Raw genomic sequence first — 25,792 nt, forward strand, 5'->3', positions numbered from 1 at the left:
TTGATGACACGCCCTAGTATTTTGCCTAGTATTTTGCCTAATATCTAAGTTTATCTCGATCGGGACTGACCCACTCTAGAAACCGGGTTTTTTCAAAAAACCCGGTTTCTGGCTTTGCCTACCCGACGATATTGAAAATTTGCTCTTCTGAACTAATCAGGTCAATATAATCTTTAACGACGGTCGGATTTGTTCCCATGACGACCCCCAACACTTGGCCAGAACAAAGGATGGCGGTGTCCACCTGTCCGTCAGAATTCACATCGACGGATCCCAGCCCGAGGTCTTCAATGCTATTACAGCCAACTATTTTAATCCTATCGCCTTGTGCGGGGTTAAAATCCGCAATGCGATCGGCGCGACCGGCATCTTCACTGGCATTCTGCATTTGTAGGACAAAGAAATCAGCCCCCGAACCCCCAATTAAAATATCAAAATCGCGATCGCCGATCAGGATATCATCCCCCGCGCCGCCATCAATTAAATCATCCCCTTGACCACCACGACAAAAGTCATTTCCGGCACCACCTCGGACTTCATCATTGCCCATATTGCCATTTAAAATATCATCATCATCACCACCATCGAGGCGATCGCCATCCTTGCCTCCTCGGAGAAAATCTGACCCCGCCAAACCCACTAAATAATCCATGCCTTGATTGCCATTGACAATATCACCAAGAAGGCTACCTTGGACGAAATCATCACCATCCAGAAAACGCCATCCTCCGGATTGTCTGGCATCTAGCCGCGTACTTAAATCAACAATATCTCCGGCAAAACCGGCATCATTAAATAAAGCGGCGGCAGCGCCGGATGCAGCCAGATTAATCAGATCGAAATAAAGCTTATTTCGGTTAAATTGCAAATTCAACAAACCCAAACCTAAATTAGCAAAATTACGGCCTAAAACTTCCAGATTAATATCTTTGCCATTAATGAAATTAACGGTTTCTCTGCCTACGTTACTAACTAAATTAATCAATTCATTTTGGGGCAAGAAAAAACCGACGATATCACTAACCGAGTCTGCCACATTCCCCACTACACTCACCACTGAACCCGGGCTAATTGTTCCCACTATATTAGTTACAAATCCGGCTACATTATTCCAATCAACGGAGGTGATTAAATTCGCCGCCCCATCAACGATATTATTCCAGTTAATTGAACCGATTAAATTACCGACTCCTCCAACGACTCTACCAATTAAATCTCTAAAACCGAGTTGAATCATCGGATCGTTCTGAATATTTGATGGCAAGCTAGAAAGCGATCCGGTAAATTGATTCATTTCTATGGGACTTTCTATTATCCCTAATGGCAACGAGTTAAACATTAAATCCACTTGAGTTGAGTTCATAAATTTTTCTTTGGGTTGTCCTAATTATGAATGAGGTTTGGGAGTGTTTCTTGGAGATTAACCGCGATTTTTCGGCCAAAAATTGCTTTCAAAGATTCTGATACAATTGCAATTGTTCCCTGGGGTTAATGCTAATTTTACCTATTGAGTAAAAAAATAACAAGTTAGGAATCAACAACACTTGGGCGCAATCGTAACGGATCGATCCCCGGAACTATCTGAGGAAATTTGCGGACAGTAACTTGGTTACAATAAGTCTGTTACTTTTTTGTTACTTTATTTGTTACGGAACTGATGAGAAAGCGATTCCCTCGCCCTAAAGCAAGCTGAACGCCCTGATAATCCCCGGATATCTAGTTGAACATAGATATTTTAGTAGATTCTTCACTGCCTACGGATTGTCTCCGGAAACAAGTCTGTAGGATCTAGTCTGTAGATTTACAGAGATATTCACAGAGGTCAAACTCGATAAACTGTTAAAGTCAACTTAAAATTTGCAAGAGCTTTTCCATGAATGACAGAGTTCTAGATGTTCGTAACCTAATGGTTCAATTTCAAACCGAGGAAAAACTCGTGAAGGCTGTTGACGGCATATCATTTCAGGTGAAACGAGGTCAAACCCTTGGCATTGTTGGTGAGTCGGGTTCGGGGAAATCAGTCACATCTCTAGCGGTGATGGGGTTAGTCCCCAGTCCGGGAAAAATCAGCGGGGGAGAAATTTGGTTTCAGGGGAACACCGAGGACAAACCCATCGATTTAATGAATCTGACTCCAACCGAAAAGCAGCAATATCGGGGTGGGAATGTGGGGATGATTTTCCAAGAACCGATGAGTTCTCTCAACCCCGTTTATAACATCGGTTTCCAGATGACGGAAGCGATTATGCTGCATCAACAAGTCACCTTAAGACAAGCCCGCAGACAAGCCTTAGCTAGTTTACAAGAGGTGAAACTAATTCCCAGTGATGAGGAATTGCGGGCAACGGTGAAAGGGAATAAAACGGAACGAGAAATTCTCCAGGAAATTAACCAGCAAAAACTGGCAATTCTCAAACGGTATCCCCACCAACTTTCTGGGGGACAAATTCAGCGGGTGATGATTGCGATGGCAATTTCATGTAATCCGAATTTGTTGATTGCCGATGAACCAACCACAGCCCTGGATGTGACGGTACAGGCAAGAATTTTGGATTTGCTGCGGGAGTTGCGCGATCGCCGTGGAATGTCCATGATGTTCATTACCCACGACTTAGGGGTGATTGCGGAAATTGCCGATAGCGTGGCAGTGATGTATCAAGGCAAAATTGTCGAGTCTGGGTCGGTGTGGGACATTTTTTCCCAGCCGCAACATCCTTATACCAAAGGATTATTAGCTTGTCGTCCGCAACCTACAATTCGCTTGAAATATTTGCCCACGGTGGCAGACTATATGAATGTGGTCAGCAGTGATACGGGTGAGGTGAAAATTGAGGAAAGTATTCAAGATCGTTCTCAGATTTCTGTCACTGAAGCAACATTAGCCGAAAGACTCAAACAGTTGCAAGCAAAACCGCCAATTCTCCAGGTGAAAAACTTGCAAGTAGCGTTTCCCATCCGAGGAATTTTTGGCCAAACTAAACGGTATATGATGGCAGTGAATGGGGTATCTTTTGAAGTTTATCCCGGAGAAACTTTGGGATTAGTGGGCGAATCTGGCTGTGGCAAAACGACGTTAGCCAGAACCTTGTTAAGATTAATTCAACCCACAGGAGGACAGGTCTTTTTTGAAGACCGAGAGATTACCCATTTGCCGGAACAAACTCTGCGACCAATTCGCCGGGAAATGCAAATTGTGTTTCAAAATCCTTTTAGTTCTTTGAATCCCCGGATGAATGTGGGCAATTTGGTGATGGAACCTTTGAAGATTCATCAACCGGGCAAAAGTAACGCACAACATCGCGAACGGGCAGCTTATTTGTTGGAACGAGTGGGGTTAAGTGGGGATGTGATGAATCGTTATCCCCATGAGTTTTCTGGAGGTCAAAGACAGCGGATTTGTATTGCCCGGTCTTTGGCTTTGAATCCGAAGTTTATTATTTGTGATGAGTCGGTTTCCGCTTTGGATGTTTCGGTGCAAGCCCAAGTTTTAAATTTACTCAAGGAATTACAAGAAGAATTCCATTTAACTTATATTTTTATTTCCCATGATTTGAGTGTGGTTAAGTTTATGAGCGATCGCATTATGGTGATGAATCAAGGGAAAATCGAAGAAATGGGGCCTGCGGAAACCATTTATCGACAACCGCAACAAGATTATACCCAAAAGCTAATTGCTTCGATTCCCAGTGGCACACTGGAACGGATTAAACAATTACAGAGCCAGCGCGTACTCTTACGCAACAATTCTTAGGGTTTTTTTCTCTGAATGGGAATTTTAACGATGGACTCATACCAAATCCGCTTTTTATCGGGTAGGGGATTGAAACCGACCCCTACGATTATCCCCTAAAACGCGCTCTGGATTAGCGGATTTGGTATTATCTGTATATTTACAGATTTATTCTTTAAGCAGATAGTTATGTATGAATAGTTGATGAGTAGTTTTTGATGTCTTCGATAAGTTTTATTACTTACTCACAGTCACAAAGGAGCTATTTCCTTGCGATCGCAAATGCGGATCCCATCTGAATCATACAGACAGCATTTGAACATTTCACGCACCCAGATTCGCCAGAATCAGACATATAGCTCAACGTTTAGTTAAAAAATGTATCAATTTTTACCATATGCTGATTGATTATGTTACATTCGACACATAACAAATCTCCAGTTGATAAATATTGATGACACTATGATGACTAACGACCTCGAAAACCAAGAAGCTTTACAATACGCGCAAGGAACTCCGGTAAAACTAAAAAATAAACCAGATAGACTCTATATTGTGGCTGAATACGATCCGATGATGGTGCCACCGATTTGGTTGGTCAACGATCCGAAGCCCCATTATCCCCATGAGTTAGAGTTAATTATTGATTTATTCTGTCCAGTACAAAATATGTCTAAGGCAGTGACGAGATCGCCTGGTCAACTGCAACCGATTTAAAGAAGATAAAAAATAAGAATTACTGCTGTATTTAGCTGTAATTTGCAAGAAATATTTGATTAAGAATTATGGCGATCGCTACAGCTTTTTAACCATAAATCTCGTAACCACAAACGAATCGCCTCAGCCATGAAACTATCAGAACTTTCTTCTGGTGGGGTAGGGGCGAAAGGCCGTTCGCCCCTACTGGGTCGATTTGAACCCATCCGAGAAAATATCAAGGCAAGACGCCAACCCTCAGTGGTTTTAGTTAAAAATAACCAATGATATCGCGGGATTTCTACAACTTGATTCCCGCGATATTGTCGTTCTAAAGTAGTAATAAAAACTTGTTGTGGATCATCGTTTGGCGTCCGGGGTCGATCGGAGGAAGATGAATCGGGTTCTGATTCAGAATTCGATTCAGAATTCAAAGAAGGCAAAGTAGGGGCGAACGGCTGTTCGCCCGCGATTCGCTCTTCGCCCCTACTGGGGGGGGAATTTTCCTGCCTGGTACTGGGACGACCAGTGGTAGACCGACCCGCACCGAGGGGTAAAGGCTCAAACTCAGGGTTCCCGGCAGTGATGACATAAATGTTGAGTAGGGGCGAAGAGCGATTCGCCCCTACTTGATCCGAAATCGACGAACGGCGCAGGACTCGATTGGCATATCCGGGCAAGTCGGGTAGCATTTGGGCAATCAAGGCTTGCAGGTTTTCTGGGCAAGTAGAACGGTTGAGAGCGTTCGCGTAGCGTTGCGGATGCAATATCGCGCCTGGTTGCGGATGCGCGATCGCTTCACCAGGAATCGATGCATTCGCCCTTAAAGAGAATAAACCGTTAAACAGATCCCCGGCTTGTGGAAAAAGCCGGGGATCTTTCGTTCCTGGTGGTAATAACATCTCAAACAACAGCAGGCAAACAACCAGTAAGCCAACTGATAAGGGGGCGGGTAGGGGCGAACAGCCGTTCGCCCCTACTTTTAAAGAGGCGTGAAGCGGAGCTATCCCGCAGGGAATCGCTTTTTTCTCCATTTCTAAGTGCCAAGTTCCTCACAAATGCGGGCAAACGCCGCCACCGGATCCTCCGCAGCGGTAATCGGTCGGCCAATCACCAAATAATCCGCACCGGATTTAATGGCATCTGCGGGAGTCATTGTCCGTTTTTGATCTCCCGTAACTGAGATGGTGTGCGGTCTGACCCCAGGGCAAACCAACAGAAAATCCTGACCGCACAGTTGTTTGATTTGTTTCGCTTCATGGGGAGAACAGACTGCACCGGCTAACCCGCATTCTTTAGCCATCAGCGCCATTTCCAGAGTAAATTGTGGTAACTCCACCGGCACTTTTAGATCAAAAGCTAAATCCCGCGAGCTTAGGCTGGTCAGTAGAGTAATGGCGATGAGTTTTGGTGGTTCAGTTGCCTCTGATAAAGCAGCTTGAGCATCTTGGAGGGCTCGGCGACCAGCGGTGGCATGAATGGTAAGTAAGTCTACGTCATACTGGGCGGCGGAACGGCAAGCCCCCGCCACCGTATTTGGGATATCGTGAAACTTTAAATCGAGAAAAATGCGTTTTTGTCGTTGTTTCAGTTCCGCCAGAATCTCCGGGCCACTGCTGACAAAGAGTTCTAGCCCAACTTTCCAAAAACTGACATCGGGCAAGGTTTCCACCAGGGCGATCGCCGCAGCGAAGGTGGGTACATCTAAAGGAACAATAATGCGATCGGCAGTGAGCATTTTGGGTTAGTGGTGATTAGTTTTTGTTTCCGCCTTCGCGGGAATGACAATATAATTTGACAATTATTTGACCAGTCGAATAAATTTTTTCTTGCCAACTTGCAAGACTTTACCGTCTAGTTCCGTGGGAGACTCGTAGGACATATTCACATCATCAATGCGATCGCCATCCAAACGCACCGCCCCCCCTTGCACCTGTCTTCGGGCATCCGAAGAAGTCTTACATAACCCCGTCGCACTAATCAAATAGTAAAGAGGCGCAGGAAAATTCACCCCGCTTAAAGAAAACTCTGGCACCGCATCCGCTTGCTTCGCATCCCCTTGCACCAAAGTTTGCGCCGACTTTTGGGCTTCTTGGGCAGCTTCGGGGCTATGGTACTGAGACACCACATCAATGGCCAGCAACTTTTGACACTCTCGCGGATTTTCGGGCAACCGATCCAAAGGCAAATTAGTCAACAATTCAAAATACTGCCGCACCAAAGCATCAGGGGTCTTTTCCAGTTTGGAATACATAGTCAAGGGGTCTTCCGACATTCCCACATAATTATTCAAAGACTTGGACATCTTCTGAGTCCCATCAGTCCCGATTAAAATCGGCATCAGCATCCCAAACTGAGGGGTTTGACCAAAATAGCGTTGTAAATCTCGACCCACAGCAATATTAAACTTTTGGTCAGTTCCCCCCAACTCCACATCGGACTGTACCGCCACAGAATCATAACCTTGCATCAACGGATAGAGAAACTCATGCAAATAAATCGGCGTCCCTTGCTCGTAGCGCAGGGCAAAACCTTCTTTGGCTAACATCTGACCCACAGTCATCGTGGATAATAACTCTTGGATTTTTGCCAAGTCTAGCTTAGACAACCATTCCGAGTTGTAGCGAATTTCTATCCGTCCGGGAGTATCAAAATCTAAAATAGAACGAACTTGATCTAAATAGGTCTGAGCATTTTGTTTCACCTCGGCAGCAGTCAACTGACGGCGGACTTCTGATTTACCAGTCGGATCGCCAATTTGCGCGGTAAAATCGCCAATAATCAAAACTGCTGTATGACCCGCATCCTGAAACGCTCGTAACTTACGCACGGGAATACTATGACCGAGATGTAGATCTGCCCCAGTAGGGTCAATCCCCAACTTAACCCGCAAAGGACGCTCCGATTTAGCCAAGCGTGCCAGTAAATTCTCATTTTTGTCATCAGAATCAGGGCGATGGGGAAAAATTTCCTCGGTGCCACGATATAACCAAGATAGTTGGGATGGATCGGAAGACATGGTTGCTATGTGCCAAGTGTGATAAATAACGATGGGTGAGGTCGCATCCTGCACCGCCAAACTACTATAATGCAAAAAAATGCAAAAATTAGTGATAAAACTTAATATAAAACCAAGCACTATTTTTATGTTATCTGCTCAACCCGGTAAAATCTATCGATGACACTCGATCAGATCAAATGCCATCAGTCAGGCTCTCCGGATCTGATGGTCAAACTATAGTTAATCAAGTTTACAGCCGTGGATTAGACCCTTTAATCGAACCTCAAGGCTATTTCTTGATCGACGGGGGTAATCGCCTTTTAATTAGCTTACTGTCCACAACCCCCAAATTTATCCACCAAGCAACTCTGGTTCAACAGAGGTAAAGAAAGATTATTTTAGTGAGGAAGTGAAATCGCCGTGTCAACAAACACAATTCCACAAAATCCACCGAGAGACTCAGCACCCGTCTTTAACTTCTTACAAGACATCAGCAAGGTGACTGCGGGCACCCTGTTGGGTGTAACCATGTTGGCATCTTCTGTGGTGGCTGGGGGACTGGTCGGTTTGGCGATCAGCTTCCGAAACCTGCCGGATGTAAGAGTTTTACGCAGCTACGTTCCGGCAGAAACCACTCATATATATGACATCAAAGGCAGATTACTCACCAGTCTCCACGACGAGGCGAACCGGGAAGTGGTGCCACTGAACAAAATCTCTCCTAACCTGAAACGGGCTGTGATGGCGATCGAAGATAGCCACTTCTACCAGCACCACGGCATCAACCCTGGTGGGGTGATGCGAGCCTTAGCTGCCAACTTAGAAGCCAATGACACGGTGGAAGGGGGTTCGACCCTAACTATGCAGTTGGTGAAAAATTTGTTCTTGTCTCCGAAACGGGCTTTAAGTCGAAAAGCTGCTGAAGCGGTTCTCTCGATTCGTTTAGAGCAAATTTTCACCAAAGACCAGATTATGGAACTTTATCTCAATCAGGTCTATTGGGGTCACAACTTGTATGGAGTGGAAACCGCCGCGAGAAGCTATTTTAATAAGTCGGCTGCGGACTTAAACTTAGCGGAAGCGGCAATGATGGCGGGAATTATCCAAGCCCCTGAAGAGTATAGCCCATTTACCAACTATAAGCTGGCCAAACAAAGACAGGCTACGGTTCTCGATCGCATGGTGACACTGAAATGGATTACTGCTGAAGAGGCGGAATCGGCTCGTCAGCAACCCTTGCTGCTGGGACGTATTACCTCCTTTGGGGGCAGTAAACTGCCTTATGTCACCGAAGCGGTAGTTCAAGAGTTAAATCAGCGATTTGGTCGTGAGGCTGTCCTCAAAGGTGGAATGCGAGTGCAAACCACCATTGATATGAACTTCCAACGGATGGCAGAAAGAACGATTCGCGGTTGGCACGAACAGTTTTACAACCAAGGAGTATTTTACGACCGAGATAATGGTCAAATTGCTTTGGTGGCAGTCGATCCTCGGACTCACTTTGTGAAAGCAATGGTGGGGGGCGCTGATTTTGAAAAAAGTCAGTACAATCGAGCGATTCAAGCCCAACGTCAGCCCGGATCAGCTTTTAAGCCTTTTGTGTATTACACCGCTTTTGCTAGTGGTAAATATGCGCCAAGTTCTGTTGTGTATGACAGTCCAGTCAGTTACCGAGATGGGGATGGTTATTACAGCCCACAGAACTATGGCGGTTCTTTCTCAGGGGCGGTGTCAATTCGCAAAGCTTTGGAAGTCTCGCTGAATATCCCGGCAGTGAAAATCGGACAAGAGGTGGGACTCAATAAAGTGGTTGAAGTCTGTCGTGTTATCGGGTTTAAGAGTCCGATTACCCCAGTGATTTCTTTGCCACTGGGTGCGGTGGATGTGACGCCGCTGGAAATGGCGGGCGCTTATGCCACGTTTGCTTCTAATGGCTGGTATTCAGAACCCACGTCTATTGTTCAGGTCACGGATAGCAACGGTAAAATTTTACTGGACAATACTCCTAAACGGCGACTGGTTTTGGATCCTTGGTCAGCGGCTTCGATTAATGATGTGCTGCAAGGGGTGATTAGTCAAGGGACGGCCACCCAAGCCCAGATTGGGCGTCCAGCGGCGGGAAAGACGGGCACGACTTCCTCTGAACGGGATGTTTGGTTTGTGGGCTATGTGCCCCAGTTGACTGTCGCTGTTTGGGTGGGCAATGATGACTATACTCCTATGCCTCGGGGAACCACAGGTGGTGGATTTGTGGCACCGATTTGGCGTGATTTTATGCAGCAAGCGCTTCAGGGAGTCCCGGCAGAAAGTTTCACAAATCCTTGGGTTTTTGAACCACCGAAATAAACTTGGTTATTGGTTATTGGTTATTGGTTGTTGGTTAGTGGTTAGTGGTTAGTGGTTAGTGGTTATTGGTTATTGGTTATTGGTTATTGGTTATTCGTCAGCAAACCAAGAATAACTAATAACCACTAACCAATTTATTTTTGCCGTTCAACTTCGGCTTTCATCCTTTCTAAGGTTAAATGCATTTGATCAAACATTTGTTGCGGGGTCATTCCCGCTTGACTGAGTTGAGTTTTAAGCTGTTCCATTGTGACTTGAGCCATAAAATCTTCTGAGAGTTCAAAGCGTTTCATAAAAATCCGATAACGCTCCATCATGGCTTCCATTTGGTCAATGAACAGTTTCTTCCCTTCTCTGTCAAATTTGCCGTAGTTACTGCCTAATCTAGTTAGGGTTTGGTAATCTTCAAACAACTGTTTGGCTTCTTGCTGCACGATTTCAGATTCAAAAAAACTCATCGTTAACACCCATTTTCTGTTAAATTAATTTCCTTGACGAAGTGGATATGCCACTTCGCTGATTCATATTTTACCTAGTTTGAGGGGGGGTTGACTCAATTTTTACCAGGGATCTGGGGTTGAATGCGGTAATTTGGAAATCTATTTACAGAAAACCGATCCGATTAGGTGGCCAAAAACGAAAAGTAGCCCGACCAATAATATTCTCAATTGGCAAAAAGCCCCAAATATGGGAGTCGTTACTATGATTGCGGTTATCTCCCATGACGAATAATTGCTCTGAGGGTACTGAGTGCGGTCCCCATTGGTAGTTGGGCGGTTCGGCGATGTATTCTTCCGTTAATGGTTGGTTATCTACATAAACTTGACTGTTGTCTACGGTAATGACTTGACCGGTGGTGCCAATGATTCGTTTGATGAATGCTTGGTTTTTTCCATATCCCTGATATTGCAATGTTTCGGGTGGGTCAAAGACAATGATGTCCCCTAGGGTTGGGGGTCGAAATCGATAGGATATTTTTTCGACGACTAGGCGATCGCCCAGTTGTAGGGTCGGAGCCATGGAATCCGAGGGAATATATCTCGGTTCGGCGACGAAAAGACGAATTAAGAAAGCTAATCCTAAAGCGATCGCTAAAATTACGATATTTTCTCGCAATCTTGGCCACCATTTATCTGCTGCTTGATTTGTGGCTAATTCTTGTTTTTCTGATGTCATCAATTCCTCCTTGAGACTAATTTGATTCAGCTATTTAGATTAAATTTAGCGGGAGTGTGGGGTGTGGGGGTGCAGGGGAGTGGGGAGTGTGGAGTGTGGGAAGCCGCCATCGGAGTGTGGGAGGGAAATTTCCTCTCTTCCCTCTCTTCCCCCTCTTCCCCCTCTTCCCCCTCTTCCCCCTTTGCTCCTCTGCTCCTCTGCTCCCCCGCTCCTCTGCCGACGGCGGGTCCCTCATCCGAGGGCAAGCCCGTGCCCTACTGCGCTTTACAAGACTCGTAAGACACTGGGAATGCTCATTACCGCATCGAGTTGGCGAATTTCGGCTAAAGCATTGAGGAAATTACCTTCTGAGACATCGTGGGTGACGACGACAATTTCGGCTTGGTTGTCGCGCATCCCAATTTGGACAATAGACTCTAGGCTGACTCCATGATTGCCAAAGCTTGTCCCCAGATGCCCAATGACTCCAGGGGTGTCATTGGTGAGAAAACGAGTGTAGAAGCGTGTAACCAATTCCTCCATTGGCGCGATCGCACAGTAGTGCTGATGGGTACAACTGAGCAATGGGTGGGGAATTGGTTCGGTTTCTGTTTTCAAGATGGCGGCAATGGTCAAAATATCAGAAACCACAGCGCTGGCGGTAGGGCCTGAACCTGCGCCGGGGCCGTAAAACATTACCTGACCCAGGGGTTCTCCTTCTACCAAAATCGCGTTATACACCCCATTGATACTGGCGAGGGGGTGGGTTTTGGGGACGAGGGTCGGATGGACTCGGATCGATAGGCGATCGACGGCATGATTCTCTGTGCTGGATTGCCGTTTGGCGATCGCGAGTAATTTGATCGTAAAGCCCAGCTTTTCGGCATAAGCAATATCTGCGGCACTGATTTGCCGAATGCCTTCACAATGGACATCCTCCAGTTTAATCCGACCGGCAAAGGCGAGGGATGCCAAAATCGCAATTTTATCCGCTGCATCCAATCCATCCACGTCAGCGGTGGGGTCAGCTTCGGCATAACCTAAGCGTTGTGCGTCGGCGAGGACATCGGCAAAATCTGCGCCCTCTGTTTGCATTCGGGTGAGAATGTAGTTGGTGGTGCCATTGATAATCCCCATGACCGATTGAATGCGGTTCACCCCTAGGGATTCTTTTAAGGGCTGGATGACGGGGATGCCGCCACCGACCGCTGCTTCGAGCATGACATAGACCCCTTTGGCGTTGGCAGCGTCGAAAATTTCATTGCCATAGCGGGAAATTACTGCTTTGTTGGCAGTGACGATATGTTTACCGTGACTAATGGCAGTGAGAATGAGCGATCGCGCGGGTTCTAGACCGCCAAGCAACTCGACTACAATATCAATGTCTGGGTCAGTGACGATTGATTCTAAGTCCGTGGTGAGTTGGTCAGCGGAAAATGTCACCTGACGGGGTTTATCCAGGTTGCGGACTCCCACGCGATGAATTTCTAGCTCTTGTAATAAGGGATGGCGTCCCAAAGAGTCCAGAATGATTTGCGCTGTTCCGGTGCCAACGGTTCCCAATCCTAATAAACCGAGCTTATAAGCCACAATTCTAATCCGTATCGACTAAATGCGTGCTTTGAATATTGTCTCACTTGTTCGGGAGCAATGGAGTAGCAAAAAATTTCCGGCGGGCGATCGCTTTCTAGAGCGCATCGGGATCCATGCCCAGTTCTCGCAACCGTTGTGCAAGGCGATCGGCCCGAAGGCGTTCGGTTTCGGCCCGAAGGCGTTCGGTTTCAGCCCGAAGGCGTTCGGTTTGAAGCTGTTGCTCTAGGTCTTGTCGCTGTTGCTGTTCTTCCAGAATGATTGATTCTACGGTAGGTGGGGCAAAAATCTGCTCCACGGGCAGAATTAATTCTGGAAACTGGGGAGAGATTAGGTCTTGTCCGGCTAAAAATTCGCTGTGTTCATAGCCATCCTCATTTTCTGGATGGTGACAGACTCGAATCCGTTGCTTTTTGGGGTCAACGATCCAATATTCGGCAATTTCTCGTAATGCATATTCAGCCCGTTTCAGCAGATAGTCTTCCCGCCAATTTTCGCTGGTTATTTCGACGACTAATAAGGGTTGTTCTTCAAAGTCTAAGGCTCCAGCACCCTTGCGGTTGCAGACTTGTTCCCAAAGTTGTTGGGTGCAGACCACTAAATCTGGGACTCTGGAGGTGTCTTTTTCGGTTCTAACACCCACAAATTCAGTGGCAATTAATTCTAAATTATGGGTGGCAAAATATCGGCGCAACTGAGCGATTAAGAAATTGCAAATTCGAGTGTGTAAACCCGTTGGTGTTGGCATTTTTTTTAGATGTCCCCGAAATAATTCATAAATAATCCCCGGTTCGGATTGATAAGCTAGATATTCTTCATAAGTGAATAGGTCTAATATCTCTCTTTGTGTTTTGGTGACAGCTTGAACCATAGTTTTGTTTTCCTTGCTTTGTTTAATTATAACATAAGTTGTTTTTTGGCAAAATAAAACATATTTATTAAATTAATTTGGTGGTTTTTTAATAAATAATTGTAAGTTTCAGGATGAATGGTGGGGTTTTGCCCACCCTACAGATATGGTGGTTTTAGGGTAAATGTAAATAAACGTAATAACCAGAGGGGAATTGGTGCCAATTCTGGAAAAATCAGCCAAAATATAAGAAAAGCTTTATTGTTTTTCTGGCAGTAGGAGGATGCGATGTCGTCGATACCAATTTTCCGCGATTCTTTTCGGGATAGCTTCGCTTCACGGGCCGAGGCGGGAAAGCAACTGGCGGCTGCCATTGTTGCAGAATTGACCCAACTGAGAAGCGAGTGTAGGGGCGATCCCGCGATCGCCCAAGCTAAACCAATTGTCTATGCTTTGCCGAGAGGGGGGTTGCCCGTGGCTGTGCCGATCGCTGAACAACTCCAGTGTCCGTTAGATATTGTGGTGGCGAAAAAAATTACTACGGTGTTTAATCCAGAGTTGGCAATTGGGGCGTTGACTCCTGATGGTGAGATTGTTTGGGGTCATCAGGAGATGGGTTCATCGATTTATAATGGCCGAATTCGGGAGAAAGATGTCCATCACGCCCAAGCTAAAGCTGAAGCCCAGTTAGCCCAGTTGAGCAAATTTCGCCCGCACGTTAGCCCGGAGGGAAAAATTGCTATTTTGGTTGATGATGGGATTGCTACTGGGATGACTATGGCAGTGGCCGCTAAAGCGATGCAAGCGCAAAAACCAGCCCAGGTTTGGATTGCTGTACCCGTAGCCCCCTTACAATTAATGTCCTCATTAGAGGAGTGGTGCGATCGCGCGATCGTCCTAGCAACTCCCGATCCTTTTATCAGTGTCAGTCGATTTTATGTTGACTTTCCTCAAGTAGACTTAAGCGAAGCTCAAGCCTATTTGGAAAAATATAATCAGCGGCAATTTTAGACATTAAGGATAGACATTAATGAATGTATTCTGGCAATCGTTGAGTAAATATTAGGCCGATGAATTTAATCCGATGTTTTGAATTTGATCCGCCTCGATTTATTGAGTGGGTGATGATTTTTCTGGCGATTATAATGGCTATTTTTTGGTTACTGAACCTGAACCAGTGGCCATACTTGGTGCTTTGTGCCAGTTTTGTTTTAGGAAATGCCACATCAATTTGGGTGAGAACGGCGATTTCTCCGCCCATTCCTGGCCGTTTAACTCAAGCCACGGCGGTGCTATGTTTGTCTATAATTTTTTTCTGGATTAGTTTGATTTTTTTATCGTCTATGTTCTGAATTATTACCGCAGATAATTTATTTTTTTCGGTTCGATGAGTCTGTTTTGGTCATAATCTTATGGGGATAATTAAATTGTTAAATTTTTACAATTGATGACAGTGGAAGGAACTCAAATTATTGCTATTTTGGCCACCGCGATCGCCACTTCAACCCCGCTGGTTTTTGGTTGTCTTGGGGAAACGATTACTGAACGGGCTGGGGTGATTAACCTGTCAGCAGAAGGCACGATTTTAATGGGGGCGATGACAGGATTTGCGATCGCCAAAACCACCAATAGTTTATTATTAGGTTTTTTGGGCGCCGGTTGTGTCGGGGCTGCGATCGCTTTCATTGTTGCTTTTGGGGCGTTAACGCTAAAACAATCCCAAATTGCCATTGGCTTTGTTTTAGCGTTATTATGTAGTGATTTATCCTCGTTTTTGGGCAACGAATTTGTCCGAGTTCCTGGGCCAACGGTTCCCAGTTTTAAACTGCCTGTATTACAACATATTCCCTTTTTAGGGGAGATATTTTTTCAGGGAGATTTACTGGTTTATGTCAGCTATTTTTTAATTTTTTTCACCTGGATATATTTTTATCGCACCCGTCCCGGACTGATGCTCAGATCCCTGGGTGAACAACCAGCGGCAGCGTTTGCTAGGGGGACGAATGTGATTTTAATGCGCTATATTTATACCTTGTTAGGTGGGGCATTAATGGGCATAGCTGGGGCGGCTTTTTCTTTGGATTTTAAAGCCGGTTGGAGTCACCGACATACCGCAGGATATGGCTGGATTGTCTTAGCAATTGTGATTTTTGGGGGCTGGAATCCTTTGCGAGTAGCTTTGGGCTGTTATTTATTTGGAATTTTGCAATCTTTGGCCAGTGTTGCCCAAAGTTCAATTCCCGAAATTCCCACGCAAATTTTTAATGTTGCCCCTTTTGTTTTAATGATTTTGTTGTTAGTTATTACTCAGAGTAATTGGTTAGAAAAGTTACTGGAAAAATTGCCCCATCCCATCGCCAGAGCGATTTTACCAGTAATTCGGAGTCAACCCCCGGCTGCTTTGGGTAAAGTTTTTGAACAAGATTAATGTCGGGTGGGCTTATCAAGTCATATGTCATTCCCGCGAATGCGGGAATCCATAAGTAGTGTAGGGTGGGCAAATTCCATGATGATTCGCCATAAATTATTTTTGGGATTCGTTTGCCCACTCTACGCATAAGCATAATGTAGGGTGGGCAAATTCCATCGTGATTCGCCATAAATTATCTTTGGGATTAGTTTGCCCACCCTACGGATCATAATGTCGGTTGGGCTTCCATCGTGATTCGCCATAAATTATCTTTGGGATTAGTTTGCCCACCCTACGGATAACTAATTTTTCGGATGACGCCCAATTAATCCACCGTAGGAGTCATAAAGGACTAGGGGAATTTTGGCGTTATCACTAATAGTTTGTAAGGCAACTTTTAAAGTATCCAAATGTTTGTCGATACCAACTAAAGCTTTATTATCGCCTTTTTGGTCAGCAAGTAAAGCAGTTCGTTTGACATGACGAATGTAGGCAGGAGTCAGCCAAACATTAATCACATCTTCGGTAACGGTGTATTCGCAGACTAGGGGATTGCCGTTGCAGAGTTTTTTCAGATCGTTTTGAGTTTTTTGTAAAATTGTGGCTTTTTTGAGATTAACTGCCGCTTCGTTGCGAGCATTGGTGTAACTGGTGGCTAAGGATTGTGCTTTGGCAGAGTAGAAAGTGTTGTCAGGAATTTGACGCGCTAATGTGAGTGCATCAGTCCAGCTATTGAGAGCATTAGACCATTGTTTTTGTTCGCTTAGTTGCTGGGCTTGTTCCGCAGTTGCGATCGCCATATCGTAAGTCTCTTGAGAGATTTGTTCTTGAACTTCCTGTTCGCGAGCCTTGGTCAGTTGTTTACGATATTCCGCTACTGAATCTTGTAACTGAACATAAGCCGTTGTAGAAGGGGGAATTTTGGGGATTAAGTTGACAATTTCTTCCCATAAGTCATAAATTCCTTGCCAACTTTCTAAACCACTGGCGACTCCTTGCCGAGTGTAGGCTAGGTCGGCTTTTTCCCGGATTTCTTGCAGGGTTTTAGCCGCATATTCTTCTTGCTGGACTCGTGCGGCGATCGCCTGCAAATTGGCTTCATACTCAGATAATTTGTTTTGGGCAAAAGAATAAACTTCTGACTGGGGGGGAATTTTTTCCAGTAGGGTGATCGCCTTTGACCAGGAAGCTTCAATCTCTCGCCAACGCTCTAAAGGCAACGGCGCATTTTGGGCTTTTTTCCACGCCGCAGCGCCAATTTCCAAGGCGTTCATTACTTGGTCAATTTGAGTCGCTTCGATTTCATAATTATTCACCATTCGCCTTGCTGCCAAATATTTGCCAGACCAGACGGGAATTTGTTCCAGTTGCTCAGTGGCTAAATTGAATTTCTTTTGCACCTGGGCAAAATTTTGGGCATATTTGGCAGAGGCCAAAATTTTCTGGGCGGAGTCAATCTCTTGTTGGGCTTGAGCAAGGGTTGTACATTTCCCCAGCACACAAGGACGAGTAAAAGCGTACAGACCCACGGAACATAAGGCTATAGACAAAAACAAGTAGGCCGAAACCTGTCCCCACCATGAGGGTAGTTCTTTGAATTTTATGGTCTGCCTATCAACATCTTTTGACAAGTTCAACTCATTAAACAAACCAGAAGGAAACTCTTCAAGTTCTTGGAGATTTCGCAATTCACCCTTTTCTGTGGCTTCCGCCTCTGAGCTTAAAGCCAAACGATTCTCGTTGCTCAGTACCAGATCCGAAGACTCAGATGCCTCCGAGGGGGAGGTTTCTATGGCCTCCCTAGGATTTTCATGATCTTCGATCAGTTTTTCCAGCCACGCAAAAGCGGTCAACGGGTTGACATCATTGGCCTCCGTTTTCACGGATCCCAAAGGTTGGGGCAGTTTAAAGGCATGATAGGCATAGGGCTGGACTTGACCCAAGACTCGCAAATAAAGACGCAGTTCTCCCGCTAGTTCTGGAGACAAGCTTAAAATGGCTTGATGAATGGCTTTAAAGGTTTGTTGCAGGTCAGGTCTGAACTCGGCTTTATGTTGGGCTAACACCAATAAATCGGCGTTCTTAATGGCACACCGTACTTGAATCGGACAATTTTCTAAAGCCACTGCGGTCTTGGGGTCTTCCCAAGTAGAGAAGCCAGTGCGATCTTGGGGTCTCTCCAAGTAGAGAAGCCACTGCGGTCTTGGGGTCTCCCCAAGTGAAGAAGCCACTGCGGTCTTGGGGTCTCCCCAAGTAGAGCAAGTGGCGCCAAGTGGCGTCAACTGGCGCCAAGTGGCGTACAATTGAGCATCTAGGCATTGCTGCAACTGCTTTTCTAGGGAGCGTAAGGACCGCTTGGGTGTTGTATTCATAAGGCTTCAGATGTACTGATAAAATTATTTTTGACAGGTTTGTGGACGGTTGACGGTTGTTTTCCCATTATGCATCCGCGTCCCGGTTTTTTCTTCCTGGATGCAAAGACGGGTGACGTTGACGCGATCGCGCAACGAAATCCCATATCAAATGTTAGCGACTCCGATCGGAGCTTACGGCAGAGCTTATACTTCCACCGAGATGAACAGGCCATTACCATTGGCCTTTGGGTCACAAGTAAGAGACACTACATATTGAGATTGATTTTAAACGGTATGCTGCTGCCAATTGTCAGGAGCGGAATAGTTTCTAGAGGAATTTGTTATGGATCTGTTGGAGTACCAAGCGAAGGAATTATTTAGAGAAATGGGCATTCCGGTCTTGCCCTCCCAAAGAATTGACCATCCCAAAGACCTTAAAGGATTAAAAATTCCTTACCCGGTGGTGCTCAAGTCCCAAGTCCGAGCGACTGGACGTGGCAAGGCGGGTGGGATTAATTTTGTGGAAAATACCATTGATGCGGTGGCCGCTGCACAAACTATCTTTAATTTACCGATTATGGGTGAGTATCCCGAAGTGCTGTTGGCTGAGGCTAAATATGATACGGATAAAGAATTGTATCTGGCGGTGGTGCTGGATCAAACTGTCCGTAGGCCGGTGTTGTTGGGTTCTCAGCAAGGGGGAACCAGTACCGAGTCGGCGATGGAGAAAATGCAGCAGGTGGTCGTGGCAGACGAGTTTTCCCCATTTTACGCTCGCCGCTTGGTGCTGAAAATGGGCTTGTCGGGAATTCTGGTGAAGTCCGTCAGTGCCATTGTGGAGAAGATGTATCGTCTCTTTGTGGCCAAGGATTTGGATCTGGTGGAAATTAACCCGTTGGGAATTAGCCGCAGTGGGGAGGTGATGGCTTTGGATGGCAAGGTCAGTGCTAATGATGAGGCGATTTGCCGCCATGAGGATTTAGCCAAGTTGTCTCAGAAAATTAGTTGCCGGGTGAATGGTGAATTGTCTTTAGATACTTCGCCGGATTTGAATTTTGTCACCCTGGATGGGAATATTGGCATCCTCTGTAATGGTGTGGGGTTGACGATGGCCACTTTGGATCTTATCCACCTTTATGGAGGCAAGTTGGCCAATTTTGTCAATTTGGGCGGAGATGCCAGGATGGATTTTAATCGCGATTCCCTTCGGGATAGCTTCGCTTCACGCCTCTGTGAACGCTTGGAACAAGGGTTAAATCTGATTGGCAAAGACCCCAGTGTGAAGGTGATCTTGGTGAATTTAATCGGTTCGGCGATTGATTGTGAGTTGGCCGCTGAGGTGATTAGTGCTTATGTGCAAGGGATTCCTCGCAGTGCGATCGCCCCCTTCGTCCAGGCGGAGCCAGAAGTCCTGGCACTCACTCAAGAAAGTAGTCCCAAGGCATCGGCTGAGGCAGACGCCGATACGGACAATTCTCTAGACTTTTTAACCGGGAAACCTAAACTGATTGTTCGTTTGGTGGGAAATCGCTTTGCTGAAGCCAAAAAGACTTTATCGGCCATTAAGGTTCCCTTGATGGACAATTTAGATGAAGCGATTAAAAAAACTGTGGCCATTGTGCAATAAGTTGGCTGGGGTTAGGCTGGGATGGGGGTCAAGATGCGGATTGGAATGCTCATCAGGAGAAAAACCGGGTTTCTCTCTACGCTCTTCGCTTTTGTTGCCACAATTGTCGCAGAAACCCGGTTTCTTATTTCTGGAAGGGAGCGATCGCAGCCTCATGCTGCCCTGACTACGAACGAGCGATCGCCGCTCCATATTTTTTCTCTAGTCCCCGAAGGCGACGTTTAACTCGTGGATGAACCCGTCAATGGACCAGATATCCGACCGATCGCTCCTGATTTCACAAACAATGGCGGTTGTTGAACATAGGATAAATTAGGGATTTTTGACTCATCAGGAGGAGGAAGAGGTGCCGTCAAAGGTTGAGTAATATCTCGCCCGACTAATCGTTTAGATAAACTAGCAATTCGAGGATTTTGCCGCATTTGAGTTTCATTCATCCCATAAATGTGCATATCCACATATTGTTGGCTGACTGGATCGTATAGATGTTCTTTCATAATCCCCTCAAGTTCAAATCCCCCGGCTGTCAAAGCTGCATGGGCTGGATGATTATAACCGTAGCTATAGGCATAAAATCGATGCAAATGATACGCATTAAAAATTAAATCACCCATTAATAAGCACGCTTCAACCCCTAATGAAATCGAACGATATTTTTTGTCAAAAATCCCAACTAACAATTCAGCTTTTTGATGTAATGGGCTATAATCGGTGGCAGCGATAATCCCGATCGCCCCATGTATTTTATGGATGATTAAGCATTCCAGATAACCAGTTTCAGCGGGATTCGATCGCGATCGCTGAGTTAATTTTTGCCGGACTTGTTCCACTGTTTCTGCGCGATCGTTCAAACGAAACAGCCGCATAAATTCATACTGTGAATACATTTTTTCAAACAGCAACGGCGCATCATCCGGGCAGGTTCGGACTAAGGTAAGAGAGCGACCTTGGTGTAGAATCAATCGATTATTCGTCATAACAGTATTTGCCAAATTTAGTTTGTAGGGGCAGTAGGGGCAGTAGGGGCAGTAGGGGCAGTAGGGGCAAAGCATTCGGTCAGTTTTTTTAAGGTTTTAACAGTTAATTTTTTCCCGAATGCTTTGCCCTTAACGGGCAGTCAATTTGAGGTTTAGGGGGGGATTTCCGGTTCCCCCCTTTCAAAGGGGGGTTAGAGGGGATTTCCGGTTCCTTTTATCCCCCCCGCCCCCCTTTGAAAGGGGGGAGATAGAGAAATAAATATTTATTTTACCGGGGGGACATAGAGGAATAAATATTTTACTCTATCTAATCTTTTATCGGTGCGGTACGACCCGATAAAAGACGTTTACTACTCACAATCGACCGGGATAAAAAAGTTGATAATACCAGGGAAAATTTTGTTGAATCGTAATTTCAAACCGCTTGGGGAGAGTATAATAAACTAAAGGTTTTTGAGAATTGTAAGGTTCTTCCACATATTTACCGGCAGATTCGGCATAATTCGGAACTGACCCACTAACTTGGGTTAAATCTGGTGAAATTGGCGACAATTCGATCCATTTTAGCAATTCTGTTAGCACTTCCTCTGGTTCGCTAACTAAATGCTCATACACTACATAAAATATTCGTTTTTGTAAGCTGTCTTCCAAATCTTGCAGTTGTTCTAAAGATTTGAGCAATGAACCGATCGCCCCTTGGGGAGCAAACAATTTTTGTGCCCGTTCTGCCCTGGACAGGTTAGCCAATTGTTCGGGAAAATCTAACAACAGGGTTTTTTGATGTTGATTTTCGATCGCCGCACAAATTTGTCCCAGTTCTCGGACACATACCACCATGCGGCAGTTGGGGTCAAGCAAGTGAATTAACTCTAAATGTTGTAACCACTGGGGATGAATATCAATAATCCAAGGTTGAGCAATTTGCCCATACCACCCATTAATAAATCCTTGCATTCCTAAGCGCGATCGCTCCATTGTGGGGTTCAAGTCTTGCTGAAGATGGCTTGCTACCTGGGGGTTGGTGGTGATAAACGAACGGAAGTTGACCAGAAGATCGCATAGAGGCGATCGCAAATTATCGCTATAAATATCGGGATGTTGTGCCAAAAGCTGACTTAAAAATCCTAAGCCAGAACAAGGCAGTCCAGTCAGATACAGAAAATGGCGATCGAGCATAGAAACCGGGTTTCTTAATTAAATCTTTGTTACACAGCCCAAAGTTAACACAGAAACCCGGTTTCTTTGAGTTTCTTCGTAGTCAGCGCAAAGAGCGTTTCCGGGCGATGGCGCATCCGCGCCGCGAAATCGAACGGTCTTGGGTTAGTGTGAGAGGCGATCGCTATTTTATCCGCTGCCAAATTAATTAACCCATCAGTTAACCCATCCGCTGCCAACATCCTCACGCTAATCCCCTGCCAAGTGTATTGCCCTTGAGTATTGAGATTGCAACGCTAAAGCCGTACAGAACGGGCGCTATTTTATCCGTTGCTTTCTTTGTTATCTCATCCGTTGCCCATAAAATACGAGTCAATGTAAAATCAACTTCATGTAGAGTTAATAGAGTTAGTAGATGTTCTCAATCCCATGAATGTATAATCATGTCAATGAAAGAGATTCGATTTAGCCAGCATTCCGAAATCAAGCTAAACATTTTAAAAATCGTGTAGGGGCAAAGCATTCAGACGACAATTTATCAGATAAAACCATTATGTTTTATGTCTGAATGCTTCGCCCAATTTTGATCGACTCAGAATTTGTTCGGGAAACCATCCAATTTCCCGAACGCCTCGAAACTAAGGAAGGCAATAAACGGATTGCACAGAAAAAACTCAACGAGAATTTAGTGCTTCGGGTGGTTTACAGAGACTTTAGCTCATTTATCATCGTCATTACTCTTTATCCGGGAAGGAAAACTCGATATGAACAAGATTCAGTATAGTCAAGATGTAGATGTTTTATTGATTTCACTGTCTGATGAGGCGATCGCCTATGCAGAAGAAGAAGGAGATACTATCCTACATTATTCTGAAAATAATAAGCTGGTTTTAATAGAAATTTTAGATTTTCGGCGGTCAATGTCGGACAAAGCAATTCAAGAACTGTTAGCTTCTTAACCCAAACCCTTGAAAGGCGATGCGAGAAACCCGGTTTCTGTTCCCGTCATCATTTAACCCATCCGCTGCCAATTTATTCACCCATCAGTCAACCCATCCGCTGCCACCATCCGCTGCCAATTAACCCATCAGTCAACCCATCCGCTGCCACCATCCGCTGCCAATTAACCCATCCGCTGCCACCATCCGCTGCCACCATCCGCTGCCACCCTCCGCTGCCACCATCCGCTGCCACCCTCCGCTGCCAATCAGCTACATAAAAATGGTGCGTTACGGCTCGCATGAGAGTTAATCTTTTTTCTCCAAATTATTGGCGAGCCTAACACACCCTACCATTCTTAGAAACCGGGTTTCTGAGCCCCCCTTTTTAAGGGGGGTTGGGGGGATTCTCTTCTCGCCCCCCTTTTTAAGGGGGGTTGGGGGGATTCTCTTCTCGCCCCCCTTTTTAAGGGGGGTTGGGGGGATCAAAACTAGACGAAACTAAAATAACCCTCTCCTAAACTCAGAGACGAAACATCCCGAACCAATCCAATCAGGTTACTTAATTCCCCATCTAGCCGATAAATCGCGGTTCCCGCAGGCAGTCCCGTAGGAGACGCAGCAAGCTGATAGTCAGCCGCAGAACCGGGCAACTGAATGATATCTTCAGCGGCATCAAAATTAGAAATCATCGTATAGTCTTTCTCGTTCTCAAGACTGAGAGTGAAAGTATCCACTATTCCCGGTTCACCCGTGAGTCGGTCATACTCAACAGTCCCTGGGCGACCTTCTTTGAAGCCGTACATCATATAGTGCTCGTAGCCACTATCGAACGCACCACCCTCGACCGCTGCGGCCACATCAGCATTTTCGGTTAGATAGTCGCCATTGCTAAATTCCTCGCCTGGGTCGCGACCCTCGGACATTCCATAACGGACAAAATGTTCTAAGGCATTTTGGAATAGACCGTTAGTGACAGCCTCAGCCACATCGGGATTTTTGGCCAGATAGTCTTCTGGGTCAAAGGTTTCGGCAACTACCTCGAATTCGGATAGTAGAGTTTCTCCTTGGGACAATCCCTCGGTCATTAGATATTCCAAGGCGTTAGCATAAGTGCCATTAGCCACCCCTGCGGCAGCATCGAGGTTTTGGGACAAATAGAAGGTCTCGAAGTCCGCCAACTTGTCGCTGGGGAAGCGACCTTCTTTATATCCGTATTTGAGGAAGTGTTCCACCGCACTGTCCAAGGCACCGTCGGAAACCGCTGCGGCTACGTCGGGGTTGTCGAATAAATAGGTTTCGCCGAAGAAGTAACTCGGAGTCCGGCCTTCTTTAGCGCCGTATAAGCCGAAATGCTCTAAGGCAGTGGCAAAAGAACCGTTTTCTACTGCCGCCGCTACATCGGGGTTTTTGGTTAGGTAGTATTCCGAGTTGAAGAATAAGGAGGAGAAACTCTGGTTTTCCGTGAGGACGGAAGTGTTAATGGTAGCAGCATCAACTTGCGCCGTTAAAGCTTCTCCGGTATTTTCGGCCACCACTTCGTCAAAGGATTTTGTGCCACTGAAGGCGGCGACTAAATCTTCGGTGACGCTGGTTTGGGCGACTTTTTGCGCTTGGAACACTTGCTCGGCACTGGTGGCGGTGAGAATTTGTTGATTGCTGGCGGCCATCACTTGGGAAAGCTGACCCACATTACTACTGACTTCTTGAATCTTGGCGACATCGGCTGCATCTAGCAGGGTTAAATCTGCCTGGTTCAGGGCACTCTTTAACAGGGTTTCAATTTGATTGGCATCGCTGAGATTTAACGGCCCATCTTGGATCGCGGCAGCTAAACCGGCAATCAGGGCATTCTCAAACCCATCTAGTCTGGAGTTAATGGCTTCAGCCGATGCACTAAGCTGAGTTAGGGTGGTTTGCACCGCGACTTGGGCGGCTAACACCTGCAACCCTTCGCTGGAACCGGCTTTAGCCGCAGCAATGGGGTCAAAGGTGGCTAAGTCGATGTTGCTGGGCAGTCCCAGAGAGGTTTTCACCAGGGTTTGAGCTTCTTCTGGGGTCAGTCCTGTATCGACTAAGGTAGCCACTAGAGTCGTTAGAGGCGTAACCACGGTGGAACCGGGAACAGCTTTGAGGATGCCGGTAAAAGCTTGTCCGGTAATCGCATCGGTTCCGCCGACAATTACATATTGACCTTCTTCTGGGTCTAAAATACCGTTGCCATTAGTGTCGAAGTCCCCAGCAATCTCTAGGGTAAAGTTCCCTGCCCCATCAGTGGTGCTAGTCGGTTCGCCACTGTCTTGAATACTATTCCCATTCACATCTAAGAACACCGTCCCGCCAGCAATTGGGCCATCTTGAGCCTTAGCTTGCACGGTCTGGGTGATTTGAGCGGGGGTTTGAGGAGTGTTAGGGGTTGGTGTTGTAATCTCAGTGGTACGAGCAAAGATAGCATCGGTATTCAAGTCAGTCCCTGTCACCTCTTGGGTCTTGGTGACTGCATGGGAGGCCGAGTTCCCTGAGAAGGCGGCATCGCTACTAATATTGATGATGGGGAGTTCATCGGATGCGGGTAAACCTTGCTCGCTGGCTTTTAATGCTCTGTGAGCATCAATTGTGGCTTGGGTCAGGGCAAATATGGCTCCGCCAAACCCTTTTCCATCATCAGTGGTCTTTTTGTCATCACCGCCATTTCCACCGGCTGCAAGGTTATTAGTCAAGCTAGAACCATTGTTAATGTTTAGGCTGCCACTGCGGATAAAGATTGCACCTCCCATCCCTGCACCGCCGCCACGCAACAAGCGTAAGCTGTCGCCGCTGCCGAAGCCGCCGAGGCCGCCGAAGCCGTTGTCCCCTTTGCCGGTGCCGTAGTTGCCGCCGCCGCCGCCGCCGCCGAAGCCGCCGAAGCCGCCGTTGCCGCCGTTGGAGACTTTGCCGCCGCCGCCGCCGCCGTTGCCGCCGCC

At 46.2% G+C, this 25,792-nt stretch carries 25 protein-coding genes; 10 read left to right on the forward strand and 15 right to left on the reverse strand.

Annotated elements, in window-relative coordinates; genetic code table 11:
• Positions 1–118: 118 nt before the first annotated feature.
• Entirely contained in the window at positions 119–1,363 is a 1,245-nt protein-coding gene (locus AM228_RS25970; RefSeq protein WP_054469817.1) for a calcium-binding protein, read from the reverse strand.
• Positions 1,364–1,873: 510 nt separating this feature from the next.
• Here AM228_RS25970 and AM228_RS25975 point away from each other — a divergent pair.
• Both AM228_RS25975 and AM228_RS25980 read left to right on the forward strand, forming a co-directional pair.
• A complete protein-coding gene (locus AM228_RS25975; protein ID WP_054469818.1) occupies positions 1,874–3,751 on the forward strand; it encodes an ABC transporter ATP-binding protein in 1,878 nt (625 codons plus the stop codon).
• A 441-nt stretch (positions 3,752–4,192) separates the two neighbouring features.
• Positions 4,193–4,447, forward strand: coding sequence for a hypothetical protein (locus tag AM228_RS25980; protein WP_054469819.1), 255 nt, complete (start codon positions 4,193–4,195; stop codon positions 4,445–4,447).
• 59 nt (positions 4,448–4,506) lie between these two features.
• On the opposite strand, the gene AM228_RS25985 is transcribed toward AM228_RS25980, so the two are convergent.
• From AM228_RS25985 to tyrS, 3 genes are all read right to left on the reverse strand, one after another.
• On the reverse strand, positions 4,507–5,460 hold the full coding sequence (locus AM228_RS25985) for a hypothetical protein (protein WP_054469820.1): 954 nt from the start codon (positions 5,458–5,460) through the stop codon (positions 4,507–4,509).
• A gap of 2 nt (positions 5,461–5,462) precedes the next feature.
• Positions 5,463–6,164, reverse strand: a complete 702-nt coding sequence (gene pyrF, locus AM228_RS25990; protein WP_054469821.1) for an orotidine-5'-phosphate decarboxylase — start codon at positions 6,162–6,164, stop codon at positions 5,463–5,465.
• Between the two features lie 63 nt (positions 6,165–6,227).
• Entirely contained in the window at positions 6,228–7,445 is a 1,218-nt protein-coding gene (gene tyrS / locus AM228_RS25995; protein ID WP_054469822.1) for a tyrosine--tRNA ligase, read from the reverse strand.
• A gap of 402 nt (positions 7,446–7,847) precedes the next feature.
• Here tyrS and AM228_RS26000 point away from each other — a divergent pair, with 402 nt between their 5' ends.
• On the forward strand, positions 7,848–9,773 hold the full coding sequence (locus tag AM228_RS26000; protein WP_054469823.1) for a transglycosylase domain-containing protein: 1,926 nt from the start codon (positions 7,848–7,850) through the stop codon (positions 9,771–9,773).
• Between the two features lie 134 nt (positions 9,774–9,907).
• On the opposite strand, the gene AM228_RS26005 is transcribed toward AM228_RS26000, so the two are convergent.
• The 4 genes from AM228_RS26005 to AM228_RS26025 form a co-directional block, all read right to left on the reverse strand.
• Positions 9,908–10,231, reverse strand: coding sequence for a DUF1825 family protein (locus tag AM228_RS26005; protein ID WP_054469824.1), 324 nt, complete (start codon positions 10,229–10,231; stop codon positions 9,908–9,910).
• A 145-nt stretch (positions 10,232–10,376) separates the two neighbouring features.
• Positions 10,377–10,949, reverse strand: a complete 573-nt coding sequence (gene lepB / locus AM228_RS26010) for a signal peptidase I (protein WP_054469825.1) — start codon at positions 10,947–10,949, stop codon at positions 10,377–10,379.
• Positions 10,950–11,213: 264 nt separating this feature from the next.
• Complete coding sequence (locus AM228_RS26020; RefSeq protein WP_054469827.1) at positions 11,214–12,518, reverse strand: homoserine dehydrogenase; 1,305 nt, start codon at positions 12,516–12,518, stop codon at positions 11,214–11,216.
• A 97-nt stretch (positions 12,519–12,615) separates the two neighbouring features.
• Positions 12,616–13,389, reverse strand: a complete 774-nt coding sequence (locus tag AM228_RS26025) for a Uma2 family endonuclease (protein ID WP_054469828.1) — start codon at positions 13,387–13,389, stop codon at positions 12,616–12,618.
• 267 nt (positions 13,390–13,656) lie between these two features.
• On the opposite strand from AM228_RS26025, the gene AM228_RS26030 reads away from it, so the two are divergent.
• From AM228_RS26030 to AM228_RS26040, 3 genes are all read left to right on the forward strand, one after another.
• Positions 13,657–14,379 carry a phosphoribosyltransferase gene (locus AM228_RS26030; RefSeq protein ID WP_054469829.1) on the forward strand — a complete coding sequence of 241 codons (723 nt, stop codon included), beginning with the start codon at positions 13,657–13,659 and terminating at the stop codon, positions 14,377–14,379.
• A 59-nt stretch (positions 14,380–14,438) separates the two neighbouring features.
• Entirely contained in the window at positions 14,439–14,720 is a 282-nt protein-coding gene (locus AM228_RS26035; RefSeq protein WP_054469830.1) for a hypothetical protein, read from the forward strand.
• Positions 14,721–14,815: 95 nt separating this feature from the next.
• Positions 14,816–15,796, forward strand: coding sequence for an ABC transporter permease (locus AM228_RS26040; RefSeq protein WP_054469831.1), 981 nt, complete (start codon positions 14,816–14,818; stop codon positions 15,794–15,796).
• A 284-nt stretch (positions 15,797–16,080) separates the two neighbouring features.
• Here AM228_RS26040 and AM228_RS26045 read toward each other — a convergent pair whose 3' ends face one another.
• On the reverse strand, positions 16,081–18,150 hold the full coding sequence (locus AM228_RS26045) for a hypothetical protein (protein WP_054469832.1): 2,070 nt from the start codon (positions 18,148–18,150) through the stop codon (positions 16,081–16,083).
• Positions 18,151–18,475: 325 nt separating this feature from the next.
• Here AM228_RS26045 and AM228_RS26050 point away from each other — a divergent pair, with 325 nt between their 5' ends.
• Positions 18,476–19,759, forward strand: coding sequence for a succinate--CoA ligase subunit beta (locus AM228_RS26050; RefSeq protein ID WP_054469833.1), 1,284 nt, complete (start codon positions 18,476–18,478; stop codon positions 19,757–19,759).
• A 45-nt stretch (positions 19,760–19,804) separates the two neighbouring features.
• Entirely contained in the window at positions 19,805–19,984 is a 180-nt protein-coding gene (locus tag AM228_RS26055) for a hypothetical protein (RefSeq protein ID WP_156332066.1), read from the forward strand.
• Here the strand turns inward: AM228_RS26055 and AM228_RS26060 are convergent.
• The 3 genes from AM228_RS26060 to AM228_RS33600 form a co-directional block, all read right to left on the reverse strand.
• Positions 19,981–20,736: a GNAT family N-acetyltransferase gene (locus tag AM228_RS26060; protein WP_054469835.1), complete on the reverse strand. Its 756-nt coding sequence runs from the start codon at positions 20,734–20,736 to the stop codon at positions 19,981–19,983. The two genes, AM228_RS26055 and AM228_RS26060, sit on opposite strands and share 4 nt — an antisense overlap.
• A 354-nt stretch (positions 20,737–21,090) precedes the next feature.
• Positions 21,091–21,912, reverse strand: a complete 822-nt coding sequence (locus AM228_RS26065) for a sulfotransferase (RefSeq protein ID WP_054469836.1) — start codon at positions 21,910–21,912, stop codon at positions 21,091–21,093.
• A 44-nt stretch (positions 21,913–21,956) separates the two neighbouring features.
• Positions 21,957–22,133 carry a hypothetical protein gene (locus AM228_RS33600; RefSeq protein ID WP_156332067.1) on the reverse strand — a complete coding sequence of 59 codons (177 nt, stop codon included), beginning with the start codon at positions 22,131–22,133 and terminating at the stop codon, positions 21,957–21,959.
• Between the two features lie 326 nt (positions 22,134–22,459).
• On the opposite strand from AM228_RS33600, the gene AM228_RS26070 reads away from it, so the two are divergent.
• Positions 22,460–22,675: a hypothetical protein gene (locus AM228_RS26070; protein WP_054469837.1), complete on the forward strand. Its 216-nt coding sequence runs from the start codon at positions 22,460–22,462 to the stop codon at positions 22,673–22,675.
• Positions 22,656–22,850, forward strand: a complete 195-nt coding sequence (locus AM228_RS26075) for a DUF2283 domain-containing protein (RefSeq protein ID WP_054469838.1) — start codon at positions 22,656–22,658, stop codon at positions 22,848–22,850. The genes AM228_RS26070 and AM228_RS26075 overlap by 20 nt, the downstream gene beginning before the upstream one ends.
• Before the next feature lie 88 nt (positions 22,851–22,938).
• Here the strand turns inward: AM228_RS26075 and AM228_RS26080 are convergent, their stop codons facing one another.
• The 3 genes from AM228_RS26080 to AM228_RS34580 form a co-directional block, all read right to left on the reverse strand.
• Entirely contained in the window at positions 22,939–23,133 is a 195-nt protein-coding gene (locus AM228_RS26080) for a hypothetical protein (RefSeq protein WP_054469839.1), read from the reverse strand.
• Positions 23,134–23,320: 187 nt separating this feature from the next.
• Positions 23,321–25,606: a hypothetical protein gene (locus AM228_RS26085; protein ID WP_156332068.1), complete on the reverse strand. Its 2,286-nt coding sequence runs from the start codon at positions 25,604–25,606 to the stop codon at positions 23,321–23,323.
• Positions 25,570–25,792, reverse strand: a 223-nt coding sequence (locus AM228_RS34580; RefSeq protein WP_197285420.1) for a hypothetical protein, incomplete at its 5' end; no start/stop codon positions are given. The genes AM228_RS34580 and AM228_RS26085, both read right to left, overlap by 37 nt.

It is taken from the genome of Planktothricoides sp. SR001 (assembly GCF_001276715.1).
Lineage (GTDB): Bacteria > Cyanobacteriota > Cyanobacteriia > Cyanobacteriales > Laspinemataceae > Planktothricoides > Planktothricoides raciborskii.